Raw genomic sequence first — 15471 nt, 5'->3', positions numbered from 1 at the left:
TCTGTGGTGTGATTCACGAACTGTTAATTGTATATACACAGTGACAAAAAATATAAAACCACACCTTTAGTGGTAGTTTACTCCAGAGAATTTATTTCCAGATTAATAAAAGAACTGGAGTTGATATGATGAGCAATCAAAATAACCAAAATGCGGTTACTACGTTGACGGATATTGTCGCTAATTTTACCGCCATGATCTCCACCCGAATGCCCGACGACGTCGTCGATAAATTAAAACAGCTGCGTGATGCCGAAACCTCATCGATGGGAAACATTATCTACCACACGATGTTCGATAACATGCAGAAAGCAATCGACCTGAACCGCCCGGCCTGCCAGGACACGGGTGAAATTATGTTCTTCGTGAAGGCCGGTTCCCGCTTCCCGCTGCTGGGCGAGCTGCAAAGTATTCTTAAGCAGGCCGTGGAAGACGCCACCGTAAAAGCGCCGCTACGCCATAACGCGGTCGAAATTTTCGACGAAGTGAATACCGGCAAAAACACCGGCAGCGGCGTGCCGTGGGTCACCTGGGAGATTATTCCCGATGGCGACGATGCGGAAATTGAAGTTTATATGGCGGGCGGCGGTTGCACGCTGCCGGGGCGTTCCAAAGTGCTGATGCCTTCCGAAGGCTACGAAGGCGTGGTGAAATTCGTCTTTGAAAACATCTCCACGCTGGCGGTCAATGCCTGTCCGCCGGTACTGGTCGGCGTGGGCATCGCAACCTCCGTCGAAACCGCCGCCGTGCTTTCCCGCAAAGCGATTCTGCGCCCGATAGGCACCCGTCATCCGAATCCAAAGGCGGCAGAGCTTGAGCTGCGGCTGGAAGAAGGGCTAAACCGCCTGGGAATCGGTCCACAAGGGCTGACCGGCAACAGCTCGGTGATGGGCGTACACATCGAATCCGCCGCCCGTCATCCGTCAACCATTGGCGTGGCCGTCTCCACCGGCTGCTGGGCGCACCGTCGCGGTACGCTGCTGGTTCATTCTGACCTCTCCTTCGAAAACCTGTCCCACACCCGGAGCGCGTTATGAAAAAGATCCTCACTACCCCGATCAAAGCCGAAGACCTGGAAGATATCCGCGTTGGCGATGTGATCTACCTGACCGGAACGCTGGTGACCTGTCGCGACGTTTGTCACCGCCGCCTGATCGAACTCAAGCGCCCCATTCCTTACGATCTCAACGGCAAAGCGATTTTCCACGCCGGGCCGATTGTGCGTAAAAATGGTGATAAATGGGAGATGGTCTCCGTCGGCCCGACCACCAGCATGCGTATGGAAGCCTTTGAAAAAGAGTTCATTGAGCAGACCGGCGTGAAGCTGGTGGTCGGAAAAGGCGGGATGGGGCCGCTGACCGAAGAAGGCTGCCAGAAATTCAAAGCGCTGCACGTCATCTTCCCGGCTGGCTGCGCGGTGCTGGCGGCGACCCAGGTCGAAGAGATAGAAGAGGTGCACTGGACGGAACTCGGCATGCCGGAATCGCTGTGGGTTTGCCGGGTGAAAGAGTTCGGGCCGCTGATTGTCTCTATCGATACCCACGGCAACAACCTGATCGCCGACAACAAAAAACAGTTCGCCGAGCGTCGCGGTCCCATCGTTGACGAGATCTGCGAGTACGTGCACTACATCAAATAACCCTTCAGGAGAGGCGCTACGCCTCTCCCTTTTCTCAGGGATACGACAATGGCACCTTTATCTGGTTGGTGGCGATACCTGGCTCCACTGGTGGTCATCGCCATTATTGCTGTTTTGCCCGTCCCCACCGGTCTTGAGAGCCACACCTGGCTCTATTTTGCGGTCTTTACCGGCGTCATTGTGGGACTCATTCTGGAACCTGTACCGGGCGCGGTCGTGGCGATGATCGGGATTTCGATCATTGCCGTTCTGTCGCCGTGGCTGCTGTTCAGCCCCGATCAGCTCGCGCAGGAAGGCTTCAAATTTACCGCCAAAGCCCTCTCGTGGGCGGTGTCTGGTTTTTCTAACTCGGTTATCTGGCTGATTTTCGCCGCCTTTATGTTTGGCACCGGCTATGAAAAAACCGGTCTCGGTCGGCGAATTGCGCTGATGCTGGTAAAAAAGATGGGCCATCGCACGCTGTTTCTTGGCTATGCGGTGATGTTTTCCGAGCTGATTCTCGCCCCGGTCACGCCGTCTAACTCCGCGCGCGGCGCCGGGATCATCTACCCGATTATCCGCAACCTGCCGCCGCTCTATAACTCGCAGCCTAACGACGCCAGTTCCCGCTCCATTGGCTCGTATATTATGTGGATGGGCATCACCGCCGACTGCGTTACCAGCGCCATTTTCCTGACGGCGATGGCGCCTAACCTGTTGCTGATTGGCCTGATGAAAAACGCATCCCATACGGCGCTAAGCTGGGGCGACTGGTTCTCAGGAATGCTGCCGCTAAGCATTCTGCTGGTCTTGCTGGTTCCGTGGCTGGCCTACGTGCTGTATCCGCCGGTGCTGAAATCGGGCGACCAGGTGCCGCGCTGGGCGGAAGCTGAGCTAAAGGAGATGGGCCCGCTCTGCTCGCGCGAGAAAAAGATGCTGGTGCTGATGGTCGGCGCGCTGGTGCTGTGGATCTTCGGCGGCGATTACATTGATGCCGCAATGGTCGGTTACAGCGTGGTGGCATTGATGCTGGTATTACGCATCATCTCCTGGGATGACATCGTCAGCAATAAAGCGGCATGGAACGTTTTCTTCTGGCTGGCTTCGCTGATTACGCTCGCCACCGGACTGAACAATACTGGCTTTATCACCTGGTTTGGCAAACTGCTGGCAAACGGGCTAAGCGGCTATTCGCCGATGATGGTGATGGTCGCGCTCATCGTGGTGTTTTATCTGTTACGCTACTTTTTTGCCAGCGCCACCGCTTATACCTCCGCACTGGCGCCGATGATGATTGCCGCCGCGCTGGCGATGCCGGACATCCCCCTACCGGTGTTTTGCCTGATGGTCGGCGCCGCCATTGGTCTGGGCAGCATTCTCACCCCCTATGCGACCGGCCCAAGCCCCATCTACTACGGTAGCGGTTATCTGCCGACGGTGGATTACTGGCGGCTGGGCGCTATTTTTGGCCTGATCTTCCTGGTTCTGCTGGTAATAACCGGCCTTATCTGGATGCCTCTCGTTTTGCTGTAAACCTCGTTGGGGCGGCATGACGTCGCCTCTTTTTTCCATAAGCTTCTCGTATGACCGTTTTCCCGATGCGCTGAGGCATACTTTTTTGTATGCACTCCCCTCACGCTGATAAGGGAAACGCTCTGGACACCGTTGCGCACAAGACTCTCACACGGGGCTGGCAGGCCGAACTGGATCTGCGGTTTACCCGCGCCGCGCATAAAACAGTGCTCACTTCGGCGCGACACGTCGGCCCGCTGACGGTACAGCGTCCGTTTTACCCGGAAGACGACGTTTGCCACCTCTATTTGCTTCATCCGCCGGGCGGCATTGTCGGGGGCGATGAACTCACGATTTCCGCCACGCTTGCAACAGACAGCCATGCGTTAATCACCCAGCCTGGCGCAGGGAAGTTTTACCGCAGTCGCGGCCCTCAGGCGCAGCTGCGGCAGGATTTTTATCTCGCCCCGCAGGCCACGCTGGAGTGGCTGCCGCAGGATACGATCCTTTTTCCCGGCGCGAACGCTAACATCCAGTCGGTCTTTCATCTGGCGCAAGAGAGCCGGCTGCTGGCCTGGGATCTGCTCTGTCTGGGGCGACCGGTGATGCAGGAGACCTTCAGCCACGGCACACTGCGCAACCGCCTGGAAGTATGGCGGGACGGTACGCCTCTATTAATAGAAAGGCTGCATCTTGAGGGAGGAAACCTGCACACCGTCGCCAGACATCCCTGGAGCGGTACGCTGCTCTGTTATCCCGCCACGGAAAAGATGCTGGACGGCATACGCGAGCAAATTGCCCCCCTCGGCGACTACGCTGGCGCGACGCTGATTGATTCACTGCTGGCCCTGCGCTTCCTCGGGCACGACAACCTGCTTATCCAGCGCGTTATGCGCGCCGTCTGGCAATCCTTACGACCACAACTGACCCAAAAACCGCCACTCCTGCCCCGTATCTGGCAGACATAAGAGAATCACTATGGAACTGACTCCCAGAGAAAAAGACAAGCTGTTGCTCTTTACCGCCGCGCTGGTGGCGGAGCGTCGTCTGGCGCGCGGACTGAAGCTGAACTACCCGGAATCGGTGGCACTGATCAGCGCTTTCATTATGGAAGGCGCCCGCGACGGCAAAAGCGTGGCGTCACTGATGGAAGACGGTCGCCATGTGTTGACCCGCGATCAGGTGATGGAGGGCGTGCCGGAAATGATCCCGGATATTCAGGTTGAAGCCACCTTTCCAGACGGCTCGAAACTGGTCACCGTTCATAACCCGATCGTATAAAGGAGGAACCATGATTCCAGGCGAATACAGGATCTCCACGGGAAACATCGCGATCAATACAGGCAGAGAAACCTGCACGATCGTGGTTGAGAATCATGGCGATCGCCCGGTTCAGGTCGGATCGCACTATCACTTTTACGAGGTCAACCCCGCATTACGCTTTGACAGGCAAGCCGCACGCGGTTTTCGCCTGAACATCCCCGCAGGCACGGCAGTGCGTTTTGAGCCGGGGCAAAAACGCGAGGTCGAACTGGTGCGCGTCGCCGGGGCACAGCGTATTTTTGGTTTTCGCGGCGAAGTAATTGGCTCTCTGGAGGCAGACAATGACTGAGATTTCCCGGCAGGCTTACGCCGACATGTTTGGCCCGACGACCGGCGACCGGGTGCGTCTGGCGGATACCGAACTGTGGATCGAAGTCGAAAACGATCTCACGACCTACGGCGAAGAGGTGAAATTCGGCGGCGGCAAAGTGATCCGCGACGGTATGGGCCAGGGGCAGATGCGTGCTCGCGCGTGTGTGGATCTGGTGATCACCAACGCGCTGATCGTCGATCACTGGGGGATCGTCAAGGCGGACATCGGCATCAAAGACGGCAGGATCTTCGCCATCGGCAAAGCCGGTAACCCGGATATTCAGCCCAATGTGACGATCCCGATTGGCGTCGGCACGGAGGCGATCGCCGGTGAAGGAAAGATCGTTACCGCAGGCGGCGTGGACACGCATATTCACTGGATCTGCCCGCAGCAGGCGGAAGAGGCGCTGGTCTCTGGCGTGACGACCATGATTGGCGGCGGCACCGGCCCGGCGGCGGGCACCAATGCCACCACCTGCACGCCTGGCCCGTGGTACATCGCCCGCATGTTGCAGGCGGCGGACAGCCTGCCGGTGAATATCGGTTTTCTCGGCAAAGGGAATGGATCGAACCCGGACGCGCTGCGTGAGCAGATTGCCGCCGGCGCGATCGGCCTGAAGATCCACGAGGACTGGGGCGCGACGCCTGAGGCGATCGACTGTGCGCTGACCGTAGCTGAAGAGATGGATATTCAGGTCGCGCTGCACAGCGACACGTTAAACGAGTCCGGTTTCGTCGAGGACACGCTGGCGGCAATTGGCGATCGCACGATCCATACCTTTCATACCGAAGGGGCGGGCGGCGGTCACGCCCCGGATATTATCACCGCCTGCGCGCATCCCCATATTCTCCCCTCCTCCACCAACCCGACGCTGCCTTATACCGTCAACACCATTGACGAGCATCTCGATATGCTGATGGTCTGCCACCATCTCGACCCGGATATCGCCGAAGATGTGGCGTTTGCCGAGTCGCGGATTCGTCGGGAAACCATCGCCGCCGAAGATGTGCTGCACGATCTCGGCGCCTTTTCCCTGACCTCGTCGGATTCCCAGGCAATGGGACGAGTGGGCGAAGTCATTCTGCGAACCTGGCAGGTGGCGCACCGGATGAAAGTACAACGCGGCCCGTTAGCGGAGGAGACGGGCGATAACGACAACCAGCGCGTAAAACGCTACATCGCCAAGTACACGATAAACCCGGCGCTAACCCACGGCATCGCCCATGAGGTCGGTTCTGTTGAGGCCGGAAAGCTGGCGGATCTGGTGCTCTGGTCTCCGGCCTTTTTTGGCGTAAAACCCGCAACACTCATTAAAGGCGGGATGATTGTCTGCGCGCCGATGGGTGATATCAACGCCTCGATTCCCACACCGCAACCGGTGCATTACCGGCCGATGTTTGGCGCGCTTGGCGCGGCGCGTCATCACTGTCGCCTGACCTTTCTTTCTCAGGCTGCGGTTGAAAACGGCATTGCGCAGCAGCTCAACTTACGCAGCACCACCGCCGTCGTGAAAGGCTGCCGGACGGTAAAAAAAGCCGACATGATCCACAACAGCCTGCAACCCAACATCACCGTTGACGCCCAGACTTACGAGGTGCGCATTGACGGTGAGCCGCTCACCAGCGAACCGGCAGACGTGTTGCCGATGGCCCAGCGTTATTTTTTATTTTGAGGAGACGACATGCTGTATCTGACGCAACGTATTGAAACGCCCGCCGCCGTCACGGCAACGCTGACGCTCCCCATTGATGTCCGCGTCAAAAGCCGGGCGAAGGTAGTGCTGGGCGACGGACGCGAAGCCGGTTTACTGCTGCCGCGCGGTTTGCTGTTACGCGGCGGCGATCGCCTGAGCACGGAAGATGGCGCAGAGGTGGTGGAGATCATCGCCGCAAACGAAGCCGTTTCGGTCGTGCGCTGCGCCGATCCGTTCCTGCTCGCCAAAGCCTGCTACCACCTGGGCAACCGCCACGTTCCGCTGCAAATTCTGCCTGACGAGCTGCGCTATCACCACGATCACGTACTCGACGACATGCTGCGCCAGTTCAGCTTAGAGGTGACTTTCGCGCATCTGCCCTTTGAACCGGAGGCGGGGGCATATGCCAGCGAATCTCACGGCCATCACCACGGCCACGCCCACTGATGACTGACGCCAGACAACGGCTGCGCCTGATGCAGCTCGCCAGCAGCAGTTTACCGGTGGGATCGTTTACCTGGTCTCAGGGGCTGGAGTGGGCGGTGGAGATCGGCTGGGTGAAAAACGCGGAAGACTTTGCGCACTGGCAAACGCAACAGCTGGAGCAGAACTTTTTTACCGTCGACCTGCCGATTTTCGCCCGGTTATACCACGCCTGTGAACGGAATGACGTTACCGCCGCTCGCCGCTGGAGCGCATATCTGCTGGCCTGTCGGGAAACCCGGGAACTGCGCGAAGAAGAGCGCAGCCGGGGGGCGGCGTTTACACGCCTGGTGGTGGACTGGGTGCCGGACTGCCCGCAGACGTGGCGTCCGCTTTTTGCCGACAGCCAGCTCTGCGGTATGGCGTGGCTGGGCGTGCGCTGGCGCATCCCGCTGACGGATCTGGCGTTAAGCCTCGGCTACAGCTGGTTAGAAAGCGCGGTGATGGCGGGGGTGAAGCTGGTGCCCTTCGGACAACAGGCGGCGCAGCAACTCATTCTTTCACTTTGCGACCATTACGCGCAGGGTATGGCGCAGGCGCTGGCTCGCCCGGATGCGGATCTGGGCTCATCCACGCCGCTGACCGCCATCGCTTCTGCCCGTCACGAAACACAATATTGCCGATTATTTCGCTCCTGAGGAGACACGATGAACGACTATAAACATCCCCTGCGCGTCGGCGTGGGCGGTCCGGTGGGTTCCGGTAAAACCGCCCTGCTGGAAGCGTTATGCAAAGCGATGCGCGATACGTATCAACTGGCGGTGGTGACTAACGATATTTATACCAAAGAGGATCAGCGCATTCTTACCGAAGCGGGCGCGCTGGCGCCGGAGAGGATTGTCGGCGTGGAAACCGGCGGTTGTCCGCATACCGCCATTCGCGAAGACGCCTCAATGAACCTGGCGGCGGTGGAAGCATTAAGCGAGACATTCGGCAACCTGGATCTGATCTTTGTCGAGAGCGGCGGCGATAACCTGAGCGCCACCTTCAGCCCGGAGCTGGCCGATCTGACGATCTATGTGATCGACGTGGCCGAAGGCGAGAAGATCCCGCGTAAAGGCGGGCCGGGGATTACCAAATCCGATTTTCTGGTGATCAACAAAACGGATCTGGCGCCGTATGTGGGCGCGTCGCTGGAGGTAATGGCGCGCGATACAATGCGCATGCGCGGGGATCGGCCGTGGGCGTTTACCAACCTGAAAACCGGTGACGGCCTGGCGACGATTATTGCGTTTCTGGAAGATAAAGGGATGTTGCGGGTATAGCGTTTTTTATCGCCGGGAGGCGGCTTCGCCTGACCCGGCCTACGGTATTGTAAGCCCGGTAAGCGAAGCCGCCACCGGGCAAAAAATCACGCCGCAGGCAACTCCGCCAGCGGCCAGCGAGGACGCACGCTCACGCCTAAATCCGCCGTTGCGCCCGCTTTGAAGCGCACCATACCGGCGTAGGCGATCATCGCGCCGTTATCGGTGCAAAACTCTGGCCGCGCGTAGAACACTTCGCCACGCCGTTTTTGCATCATTTCCGCCAGCTTCGCACGCAGCGTGCGGTTGGCGCTCACCCCGCCGGCCATCACCAGACGCTTAAAGCCGGTCTGATCCAGCGCTCGCTTACACTTGATCATCAGCGTATCCACCACCGCATCTTCAAACGCACGGGCAATATCGGCGCGGGTCTGTTCATCATCACCGTTGCTGCGGATCGTGTTTGCGGCGAACGTTTTCAGCCCGGAGAAGCTGAAATCCAGCCCAGGACGGTCGGTCATCGGACGCGGAAAGACAAAACGCCCTGCGGTGCCCTGCGCCGCCATTTTCGACAGCATCGGGCCGCCAGGGTAATCCAGTCCCAGCAGTTTGGCGGTTTTATCAAACGCTTCACCGGCCGCATCGTCAATGGATTCGCCTAACAGCGCATACTGACCAATCCCGGTCACGCTGATAAGTTGGGTATGACCGCCGGAGACCAGCAGCGCCACGAACGGAAATTCCGGCGGATTGTCTTCCAGCATCGGCGCCAGCAGGTGCCCTTCCATATGGTGTACCGGAATCGCCGGAACATTCCAGGCAAACGCCAGCGAACGGCCAACGGTCGCGCCGACCAGCAGCGCCCCCACCAGACCCGGCCCTGCGGTATAGGCCACGGCATCAATCTCTTTCGCCGTCAGACCCGACTCTTTCAACGCCGTCTGGATCAGCGGCACGGTCTTGCGTACGTGGTCGCGCGAGGCCAGTTCAGGCACTACGCCGCCGTAGTCAGCGTGTAATTTCACCTGACTATACAATTGGTTGGCTAACAGACCTTTTTCGTCGTCGTAAATAGCGATGCCGGTTTCATCGCAGGATGTCTCAATACCCAGTACACGCATGACTTGTTTTACCTCACTCTGATACCGCGCAGTGTAGGGCCAATGCGGGTTGATGTAAAACTTTGTTCGCCCCTGGCGACAGCCTCGTGTATACTCCTCACCCTTATAAAAGTCCCTTTCAAAAAAGGCGTCGGTGCTTTACAAAGCAGCAGCAATTGCAGTAAAATTCCGCACCATTTTGAAATAAGCTGGCGCTGATGCCAGCGGCAAACCGATTTAATCAAAGGTGAGAGGCACATGCCGGTAATTAAAGTACGTGAAAACGAGCCGTTCGACGTAGCTCTGCGTCGCTTCAAGCGTTCCTGTGAAAAAGCAGGTGTTCTGGCGGAAGTTCGTCGTCGTGAGTTCTATGAAAAACCGACTACCGAACGTAAGCGCGCTAAAGCTTCAGCAGTGAAACGTCACGCGAAGAAACTGGCTCGCGAAAACGCACGCCGCACTCGTCTGTACTAATGCGTTGAGGGCGTAAGCTCTCGATTCAGACCGAGTAGTAGTTGTAAGGCCGTGCTTCCGAAAGGAATGCGCGGCTTATTTTCGTTTATGCATTGGCATATATACAAAATCATTCAGGATGCGGCAAAGCGGCGCCTGAAAGATGAAGTGTATAAAAGGGGCATATGGCTGGACGAATCCCACGCGTATTTATCAATGACCTGCTGGCACGCACCGACATCATCGATCTGATCGATGCGCGGGTGAAGCTGAAAAAGCAGGGCAAGAATTTTCACGCGTGCTGTCCGTTCCATAACGAAAAAACCCCCTCTTTCACCGTGAACGGTGAAAAACAGTTTTACCACTGCTTTGGCTGCGGCGCACACGGCAACGCGATCGATTTCCTCATGAACTACGACAAGCTCGATTTCGTGGAAACCGTCGAAGAACTGGCTGCAATGCACAACCTGGAAATTCCCTACGAAGCAGGGACAGGTCTTAGCCAGATAGAGCGCCATCAACGGCAAAACCTCTATCAGTTAATGGACGGGCTGAATGCGTTTTATCAACAGTCGCTCGCCCACCCCACAGCAGAGCCTGCGCGCCAATATTTGCAAAAACGCGGCCTTAGCGCTGAAATCGTTCAACGCTTCGCGATTGGTTTCGCTCCGCCAGGCTGGGATAACGCATTAAAACGTTTCGGTAATAATAGCGACAACAGAGCGCTGTTACTGGATGCCGGAATGCTGGTCAACAATGACCAGGGCAGAACCTATGACCGTTTCCGTAATCGGGTGATGTTCCCGATTCGCGATAAACGAGGACGGGTGATTGGTTTTGGTGGTCGCGTACTCGGTAACGATACGCCGAAATACCTGAACTCCCCGGAAACCGATATTTTCCATAAAGGTCGACAGCTGTATGGCCTTTATGAAGCTCAGCAACATAACGCTGAACCGCAGCGACTGCTTGTTGTTGAAGGCTATATGGACGTTGTCGCGCTGGCGCAGTACGACATTAACTACGCCGTGGCATCGTTGGGGACATCGACAACAGCCGACCATATCCATATGTTATTCCGGGCGACTAACAATGTGATTTGCTGTTATGACGGCGATCGGGCCGGACGCGATGCGGCATGGCGAGCGCTTGAAACGGCAATGCCCTATATCACCGACGGACGGCAGTTGCGCTTTATGTTCCTGCCTGATGGCGAAGACCCGGATACGCTGGTGCGTAAAGAGGGCAAAGAAGCATTCGAAGCACGGATGGAGCAGGCTCTGCCGCTCTCTCTGTTTCTCTTCAATAGCCTCTTGCCGCAGGTTGATTTGAGTACGCCGGATGGAAGTACGCAGCTTGCCGCGCTGGCGCTGCCGCTGATTAACCAGGTTCCCGGAGATACACACAGGATCCAGCTACGACAGATGCTGGGGCTGAAATTAGGCATCTTTGACGATAGCCAGCTTGACCGCTTAATGCCAAAACAGGCAGAAAGTGGCACGGTACGCCCAGCTCCGCAGCTAAAACGCACGACCATGCGTATACTTATAGGGTTACTGGTACAAAACCCGGATTTGGCGCCGTTAGTACCACCGCTAGGCGGTCTGGATCAAAAAAAGCTGCCCGGGCTTGGCTTATTTGAAGAACTGGTCAACACTTGTTTGTCTCAACCAGGTCTGACCACCGGCCAACTTTTAGAACATTATCGCGGCACAAATAGTGCTGCGACCCTTGAAAAATTGTCGATGTGGGACGATATAGCTGATAAGGACATTGCTGAAAAAACCTTCACCGACTCACTCAACCATATGTTTGATTCGATGCTTAAGCTGCGCCAGGAAGAGTTGATTGCTCGCGATCGCACACACGGTTTAAGCAACGAAGAACGCCGGGAACTCTGGACGCTGAACCAGGAACTGGCCAAAAAATGAATTGATAGACAAAATCGTTCAAGTTGTATTAAGGCAGCAAGAGAACGCAGCTAACGCAGAGACAACTTGAAGGATGACGTATTTAACGGCTTAAGTGCCGAATAGCGATCGGGAAGCCCCCGACAGCCGCACTGAGAGGCAGCGGCAAAAATATAAGTACGCCCTCGCTTTAAAGGTTGGCAGATACACCGCCGACACCAATCAAACGAAATAAGTGTGGATACCGTCTTATGGAGCAAAACCCGCAGTCACAGCTGAAGCTTCTTGTCACCCGTGGTAAGGAGCAAGGCTATCTGACCTATGCCGAGGTCAATGACCATCTGCCGGAAGATATCGTCGATTCAGATCAAATCGAAGACATCATCCAAATGATCAACGACATGGGTATTCAGGTGATGGAAGAAGCACCGGATGCCGATGATCTGCTGCTTGCTGAAAACACCAACAACACCGACGAAGACGCGGAAGAAGCTGCTGCTCAAGTTTTATCCAGTGTTGAATCTGAAATCGGTCGTACCACTGACCCGGTACGCATGTACATGCGTGAGATGGGTACGGTTGAACTGTTAACCCGTGAAGGCGAAATCGACATCGCTAAACGTATCGAAGACGGGATCAACCAGGTTCAATGCTCCGTTGCCGAATACCCGGAAGCGATTACTTATCTGCTTGAACAGTACGATCGCGTTGAAGCCGAAGAAGCTCGCCTGTCAGATCTGATCACCGGCTTTGTTGACCCGAACGCTGAAGAAGATATGGCGCCTACCGCCACGCACGTCGGTTCTGAACTCTCTCAGGAAGAGATGGACGACGACGATGATGAAGACGAAGAAGAAGACGACGACAGCAGCGATGACGACAACAGCATCGACCCGGAACTGGCGCGCGAAAAATTCGCAGAGCTGCGTACGCAGTACGAAGTCACCCGTGACACCATCAAAGCGAAAGGTCGCAGCCACGCCGATGCGCAGACCGAAATTCTGAAGCTGTCTGAAGTGTTTAAGCAGTTCCGCCTGGTGCCGAAGCAGTTCGACTACCTGGTGAACAGCATGCGCGTCATGATGGATCGCGTTCGCACGCAAGAACGCCTGATCATGAAGCTCTGCGTTGAGCAGTGCAAAATGCCGAAGAAAAACTTCATCACCCTGTTCACCGGCAACGAAACCAGCGAAACCTGGTTCAATGCCGCCATTGCGATGAACAAGCCGTGGTCCGAAAAGCTGCACGATGTCACTGAAGACGTTCAGCGCAGCCTGCAAAAACTGCAACAGATTGAAGAAGAAACCGGCCTGACCATCGAGCAGGTAAAAGACATCAACCGTCGCATGTCCATCGGCGAAGCGAAAGCCCGCCGTGCGAAGAAAGAGATGGTTGAAGCGAACTTGCGTCTGGTTATCTCTATCGCCAAAAAATACACCAACCGTGGTCTGCAATTCCTGGATCTGATTCAGGAAGGCAACATCGGTCTGATGAAAGCGGTAGACAAGTTCGAATACCGTCGTGGTTACAAATTCTCCACCTATGCCACCTGGTGGATTCGCCAGGCGATCACCCGCTCTATCGCGGATCAGGCGCGCACCATCCGTATTCCGGTGCATATGATTGAGACCATCAACAAACTCAACCGTATCTCCCGCCAGATGCTGCAAGAAATGGGTCGCGAGCCGACGCCAGAAGAGCTGGCCGAGCGCATGCTGATGCCGGAAGACAAGATCCGTAAAGTGCTGAAGATCGCCAAAGAGCCTATCTCCATGGAAACGCCGATCGGCGACGATGAAGATTCGCATCTGGGGGATTTCATCGAGGATACCACCCTCGAGCTGCCGCTGGACTCTGCCACCACCGAGAGCCTGCGTGCCGCAACGCACGACGTGCTGGCTGGCCTGACGGCGCGTGAAGCAAAAGTGCTGCGTATGCGTTTCGGTATCGATATGAACACCGACCATACGCTGGAAGAAGTGGGTAAACAGTTTGACGTTACCCGCGAACGTATCCGTCAGATCGAAGCGAAGGCGTTGCGTAAACTGCGTCACCCGAGCCGTTCTGAAGTGCTGCGTAGCTTCCTGGACGATTAATCTCGCCGCATAAGCATCAACGCCACCGCAAGGTGGCGTTTTTTTTACCGCTTACAGTCCATCAACCACCAGCGATTCATCAAGTTCCCGATACGCCTCCACCAGCTTTTCCGTCCTGATGCGATTTAAGCCGCTGGGATTCGGCAACACCCAGATCTGCGTATCGCCAATGGTCATCGTCTGTTTTCCCCACTGCGCGCCGCGCTGGCTAAATCCCTGCTCAAACGCCTGCTTGCCCAGAATCGCCAACGCCGCAGGTTGATAGTGCTCAATCTTCTCAATGAGCTTATGGCCGCCGCTACGCATCTCCTGAAGCTTAACTTCGTTCGCCTGCACGGTAGGCCTGTCGACAAATTTGGTAACGCCACAGCGGAAATCCAGCAGATGCTGCGCCTCTTCCGGTTTCAGTTGACGCCCGGTAAATCCGGCAAGGTGGATTACCTTCCAGAAACGGTTGGCAGGATGCGCGAACGGGAACCCTGTCCCCGCAGAAGAGAGGCCGGGATTGATGCCGCAAAATACCACTCTCAGCTCCCGCGCCAGTATGTCCTTAACCATATTAACTCCTGAACGATACATCAGGCTGAAAGTATAACGGATTGAAAATACGTTGTTTATAAAAACAGCATCCGTACGGTTATGGCTGGATTGCAACACGGAGTTACTTTATAATCCACCGCCACGGCCCCTTAGCTCAGTGGTTAGAGCAGGCGACTCATAATCGCTTGGTCGCTGGTTCAAGTCCAGCAGGGGCCACCAAATATCAAGGACTTGCGAGAAATCGCAGGTCCTTTTTTCTGGGTGGCCGGAATAGATGCTCCCGAATTGAAGGCGAGAGCATCGGGGCAGATAGATCTTTTTGCGCGCGCTCAGCTTATACCAGTGCCCGAAGCTGCTCACGCATATATAAAGAAAAATATTCAGGGTTTTTAATAAGCACCCGTTCTCCTGACGCAATTTTTTCAGCCCACCCGACCAATTTTTCCGTAAACCCGGCATTCCACCCTTCCCGATCGCCTCGGGCTGCCACATCTGCTGCTCTCGCCGGAACCCCCAACTCGTTCAAATATTTAAAAATCCCCTTGGCTGTACTTTCATCCATTGGGTGTGGGACTGAAGCGGATGTATTCATACCGTTAATGAAATCTAAGGCTTTATCAATGACTGCTGGCATACTTTTGTCCTTAAAATTAACCATCTGAAAAACACCTCTCTAATATGCCCCTGGATTGAACTTAATATCAAAGAAATCATTAAATTTATCCTTTTCTTTCAACCAGGTTTCGAGGTGAGTCACAACACCATCCGTCTTCTGCTCCACAGATCAACGAGATAGCCCGCAAGGCTGGAGACAACAAGCGCAGCAAGTGTGGGGGGATTAGACGCCTGGTGAGGAGGCGGTCAGTGCCGGGTTCACCGAGAGAAAAAACAAAATTAATTACGCTCCAGTTTGATACGCCTCTAAAAATATGAGTTTCAGTATGAAACACAAATAATGGTCTGTAGAGAAAAGTGTGATCATGTCGAATGACATTAATCAAAAAATACGTTCGGAAGATAATTGCGTTATCAATTGAGCAATTTTTATCCTGTTGACTTAATACCTGAGAGCGACAAAATAAAGAACTCGAAATAAAACATTTACCACCGCGCGATAATTCATCGCGGCCTCAGCCCTGTACGTCGTAGCAGGATATGTTATTGGCAGAAACTACGTTGCGCTGTT

The 15471-nt window shown here is 55.5% G+C and carries 16 protein-coding genes and 1 tRNA gene; 14 read left to right on the top strand and 3 right to left on the bottom strand.

Annotated features, from left to right (window positions below; genetic code table 11):
• Nucleotides 1-125 precede the first annotated feature (125 nt).
• From ttdA to ureG, 10 genes are all read left to right on the top strand, one after another.
• Nucleotides 126-1037: a L(+)-tartrate dehydratase subunit alpha gene (ttdA, locus tag OGX84_RS20745; RefSeq protein ID WP_375379925.1), complete on the top strand. Its 912-nt coding sequence runs from the start codon at nucleotides 126-128 to the stop codon at nucleotides 1035-1037.
• On the top strand, nucleotides 1034-1639 hold the full coding sequence (ttdB, locus tag OGX84_RS20740; protein ID WP_012135191.1) for a L(+)-tartrate dehydratase subunit beta: 606 nt from the start codon (nucleotides 1034-1036) through the stop codon (nucleotides 1637-1639). The genes ttdA and ttdB overlap by 4 nt, the downstream gene beginning before the upstream one ends.
• 48 nt (nucleotides 1640-1687) lie before the next feature.
• Complete coding sequence (locus OGX84_RS20735; RefSeq protein ID WP_286458343.1) at nucleotides 1688-3151, top strand: anion permease; 1464 nt, start codon at nucleotides 1688-1690, stop codon at nucleotides 3149-3151.
• A gap of 89 nt (nucleotides 3152-3240) precedes the next feature.
• Nucleotides 3241-4098, top strand: coding sequence for an urease accessory protein UreD (locus OGX84_RS20730; protein WP_197982138.1), 858 nt, complete (start codon nucleotides 3241-3243; stop codon nucleotides 4096-4098).
• Between the two features lie 10 nt (nucleotides 4099-4108).
• Nucleotides 4109-4411, top strand: coding sequence for an urease subunit gamma (locus OGX84_RS20725; RefSeq protein ID WP_042289336.1), 303 nt, complete (start codon nucleotides 4109-4111; stop codon nucleotides 4409-4411).
• Between the two features lie 10 nt (nucleotides 4412-4421).
• Nucleotides 4422-4742 (top strand): urease subunit beta, encoded by a 321-nt coding sequence (locus OGX84_RS20720; RefSeq protein ID WP_286458341.1) that lies wholly within the window; start codon nucleotides 4422-4424, stop codon nucleotides 4740-4742.
• On the top strand, nucleotides 4735-6438 hold the full coding sequence (gene ureC, locus OGX84_RS20715) for an urease subunit alpha (RefSeq protein ID WP_112001535.1): 1704 nt from the start codon (nucleotides 4735-4737) through the stop codon (nucleotides 6436-6438). The genes OGX84_RS20720 and ureC overlap by 8 nt, the downstream gene beginning before the upstream one ends.
• Nucleotides 6439-6447: 9 nt before the next feature.
• Complete coding sequence (gene ureE / locus OGX84_RS20710) at nucleotides 6448-6906, top strand: urease accessory protein UreE (RefSeq protein ID WP_012135197.1); 459 nt, start codon at nucleotides 6448-6450, stop codon at nucleotides 6904-6906.
• The gene (locus OGX84_RS20705) at nucleotides 6906-7580 is read left to right on the top strand and encodes an urease accessory protein UreF (protein ID WP_112001534.1); all 675 of its coding nucleotides are present in this window, start codon (nucleotides 6906-6908) and stop codon (nucleotides 7578-7580) included. Before ureE ends, OGX84_RS20705 begins: the two co-directional genes overlap by 1 nt.
• A 9-nt stretch (nucleotides 7581-7589) precedes the next feature.
• Nucleotides 7590-8207, top strand: coding sequence for an urease accessory protein UreG (gene ureG, locus OGX84_RS20700; RefSeq protein ID WP_012135199.1), 618 nt, complete (start codon nucleotides 7590-7592; stop codon nucleotides 8205-8207).
• An 86-nt stretch (nucleotides 8208-8293) separates the two neighbouring features.
• On the opposite strand, the gene tsaD is transcribed toward ureG, so the two are convergent.
• Complete coding sequence (gene tsaD / locus OGX84_RS20695; RefSeq protein ID WP_286458339.1) at nucleotides 8294-9307, bottom strand: tRNA (adenosine(37)-N6)-threonylcarbamoyltransferase complex transferase subunit TsaD; 1014 nt, start codon at nucleotides 9305-9307, stop codon at nucleotides 8294-8296.
• A 237-nt stretch (nucleotides 9308-9544) separates the two neighbouring features.
• Between tsaD and rpsU the strand changes: the two genes are divergently transcribed.
• The 3 genes from rpsU (at nucleotide 9545) to rpoD (ending at nucleotide 13745) form a co-directional block, all read left to right on the top strand.
• Nucleotides 9545-9760 carry a 30S ribosomal protein S21 gene (gene rpsU, locus OGX84_RS20690; protein ID WP_001144069.1) on the top strand — a complete coding sequence of 72 codons (216 nt, stop codon included), beginning with the start codon at nucleotides 9545-9547 and terminating at the stop codon, nucleotides 9758-9760.
• A 164-nt stretch (nucleotides 9761-9924) separates the two neighbouring features.
• Nucleotides 9925-11670: a DNA primase gene (dnaG, locus tag OGX84_RS20685; protein WP_012135203.1), complete on the top strand. Its 1746-nt coding sequence runs from the start codon at nucleotides 9925-9927 to the stop codon at nucleotides 11668-11670.
• A 200-nt stretch (nucleotides 11671-11870) separates the two neighbouring features.
• Nucleotides 11871-13745, top strand: a complete 1875-nt coding sequence (rpoD, locus tag OGX84_RS20680; RefSeq protein ID WP_256372597.1) for an RNA polymerase sigma factor RpoD — start codon at nucleotides 11871-11873, stop codon at nucleotides 13743-13745.
• A 51-nt stretch (nucleotides 13746-13796) separates the two neighbouring features.
• Here the strand turns inward: rpoD and mug are convergent, their stop codons facing one another.
• On the bottom strand, nucleotides 13797-14303 hold the full coding sequence (mug, locus tag OGX84_RS20675; protein WP_012135205.1) for a G/U mismatch-specific DNA glycosylase: 507 nt from the start codon (nucleotides 14301-14303) through the stop codon (nucleotides 13797-13799).
• 125 nt (nucleotides 14304-14428) lie between these two features.
• Here mug and OGX84_RS20670 point away from each other — a divergent pair.
• Nucleotides 14429-14504, top strand: a tRNA-Ile gene (locus OGX84_RS20670).
• Nucleotides 14505-14619: 115 nt separating this feature from the next.
• Here the strand turns inward: OGX84_RS20670 and OGX84_RS20665 are convergent.
• A complete protein-coding gene (locus OGX84_RS20665) occupies nucleotides 14620-14943 on the bottom strand; it encodes a DUF1889 family protein (protein WP_081353156.1) in 324 nt (107 codons plus the stop codon).
• Nucleotides 14944-15471 lie beyond the last annotated feature (528 nt).

This window comes from Citrobacter sp. CK202 (assembly GCF_030333225.1).
Lineage (GTDB): Bacteria > Pseudomonadota > Gammaproteobacteria > Enterobacterales > Enterobacteriaceae > Citrobacter_B > Citrobacter_B koseri.
The sequence above is the reverse complement of the archived record's forward strand: the minus strand, read 5'-3'. Positions and strand labels throughout refer to the sequence as shown.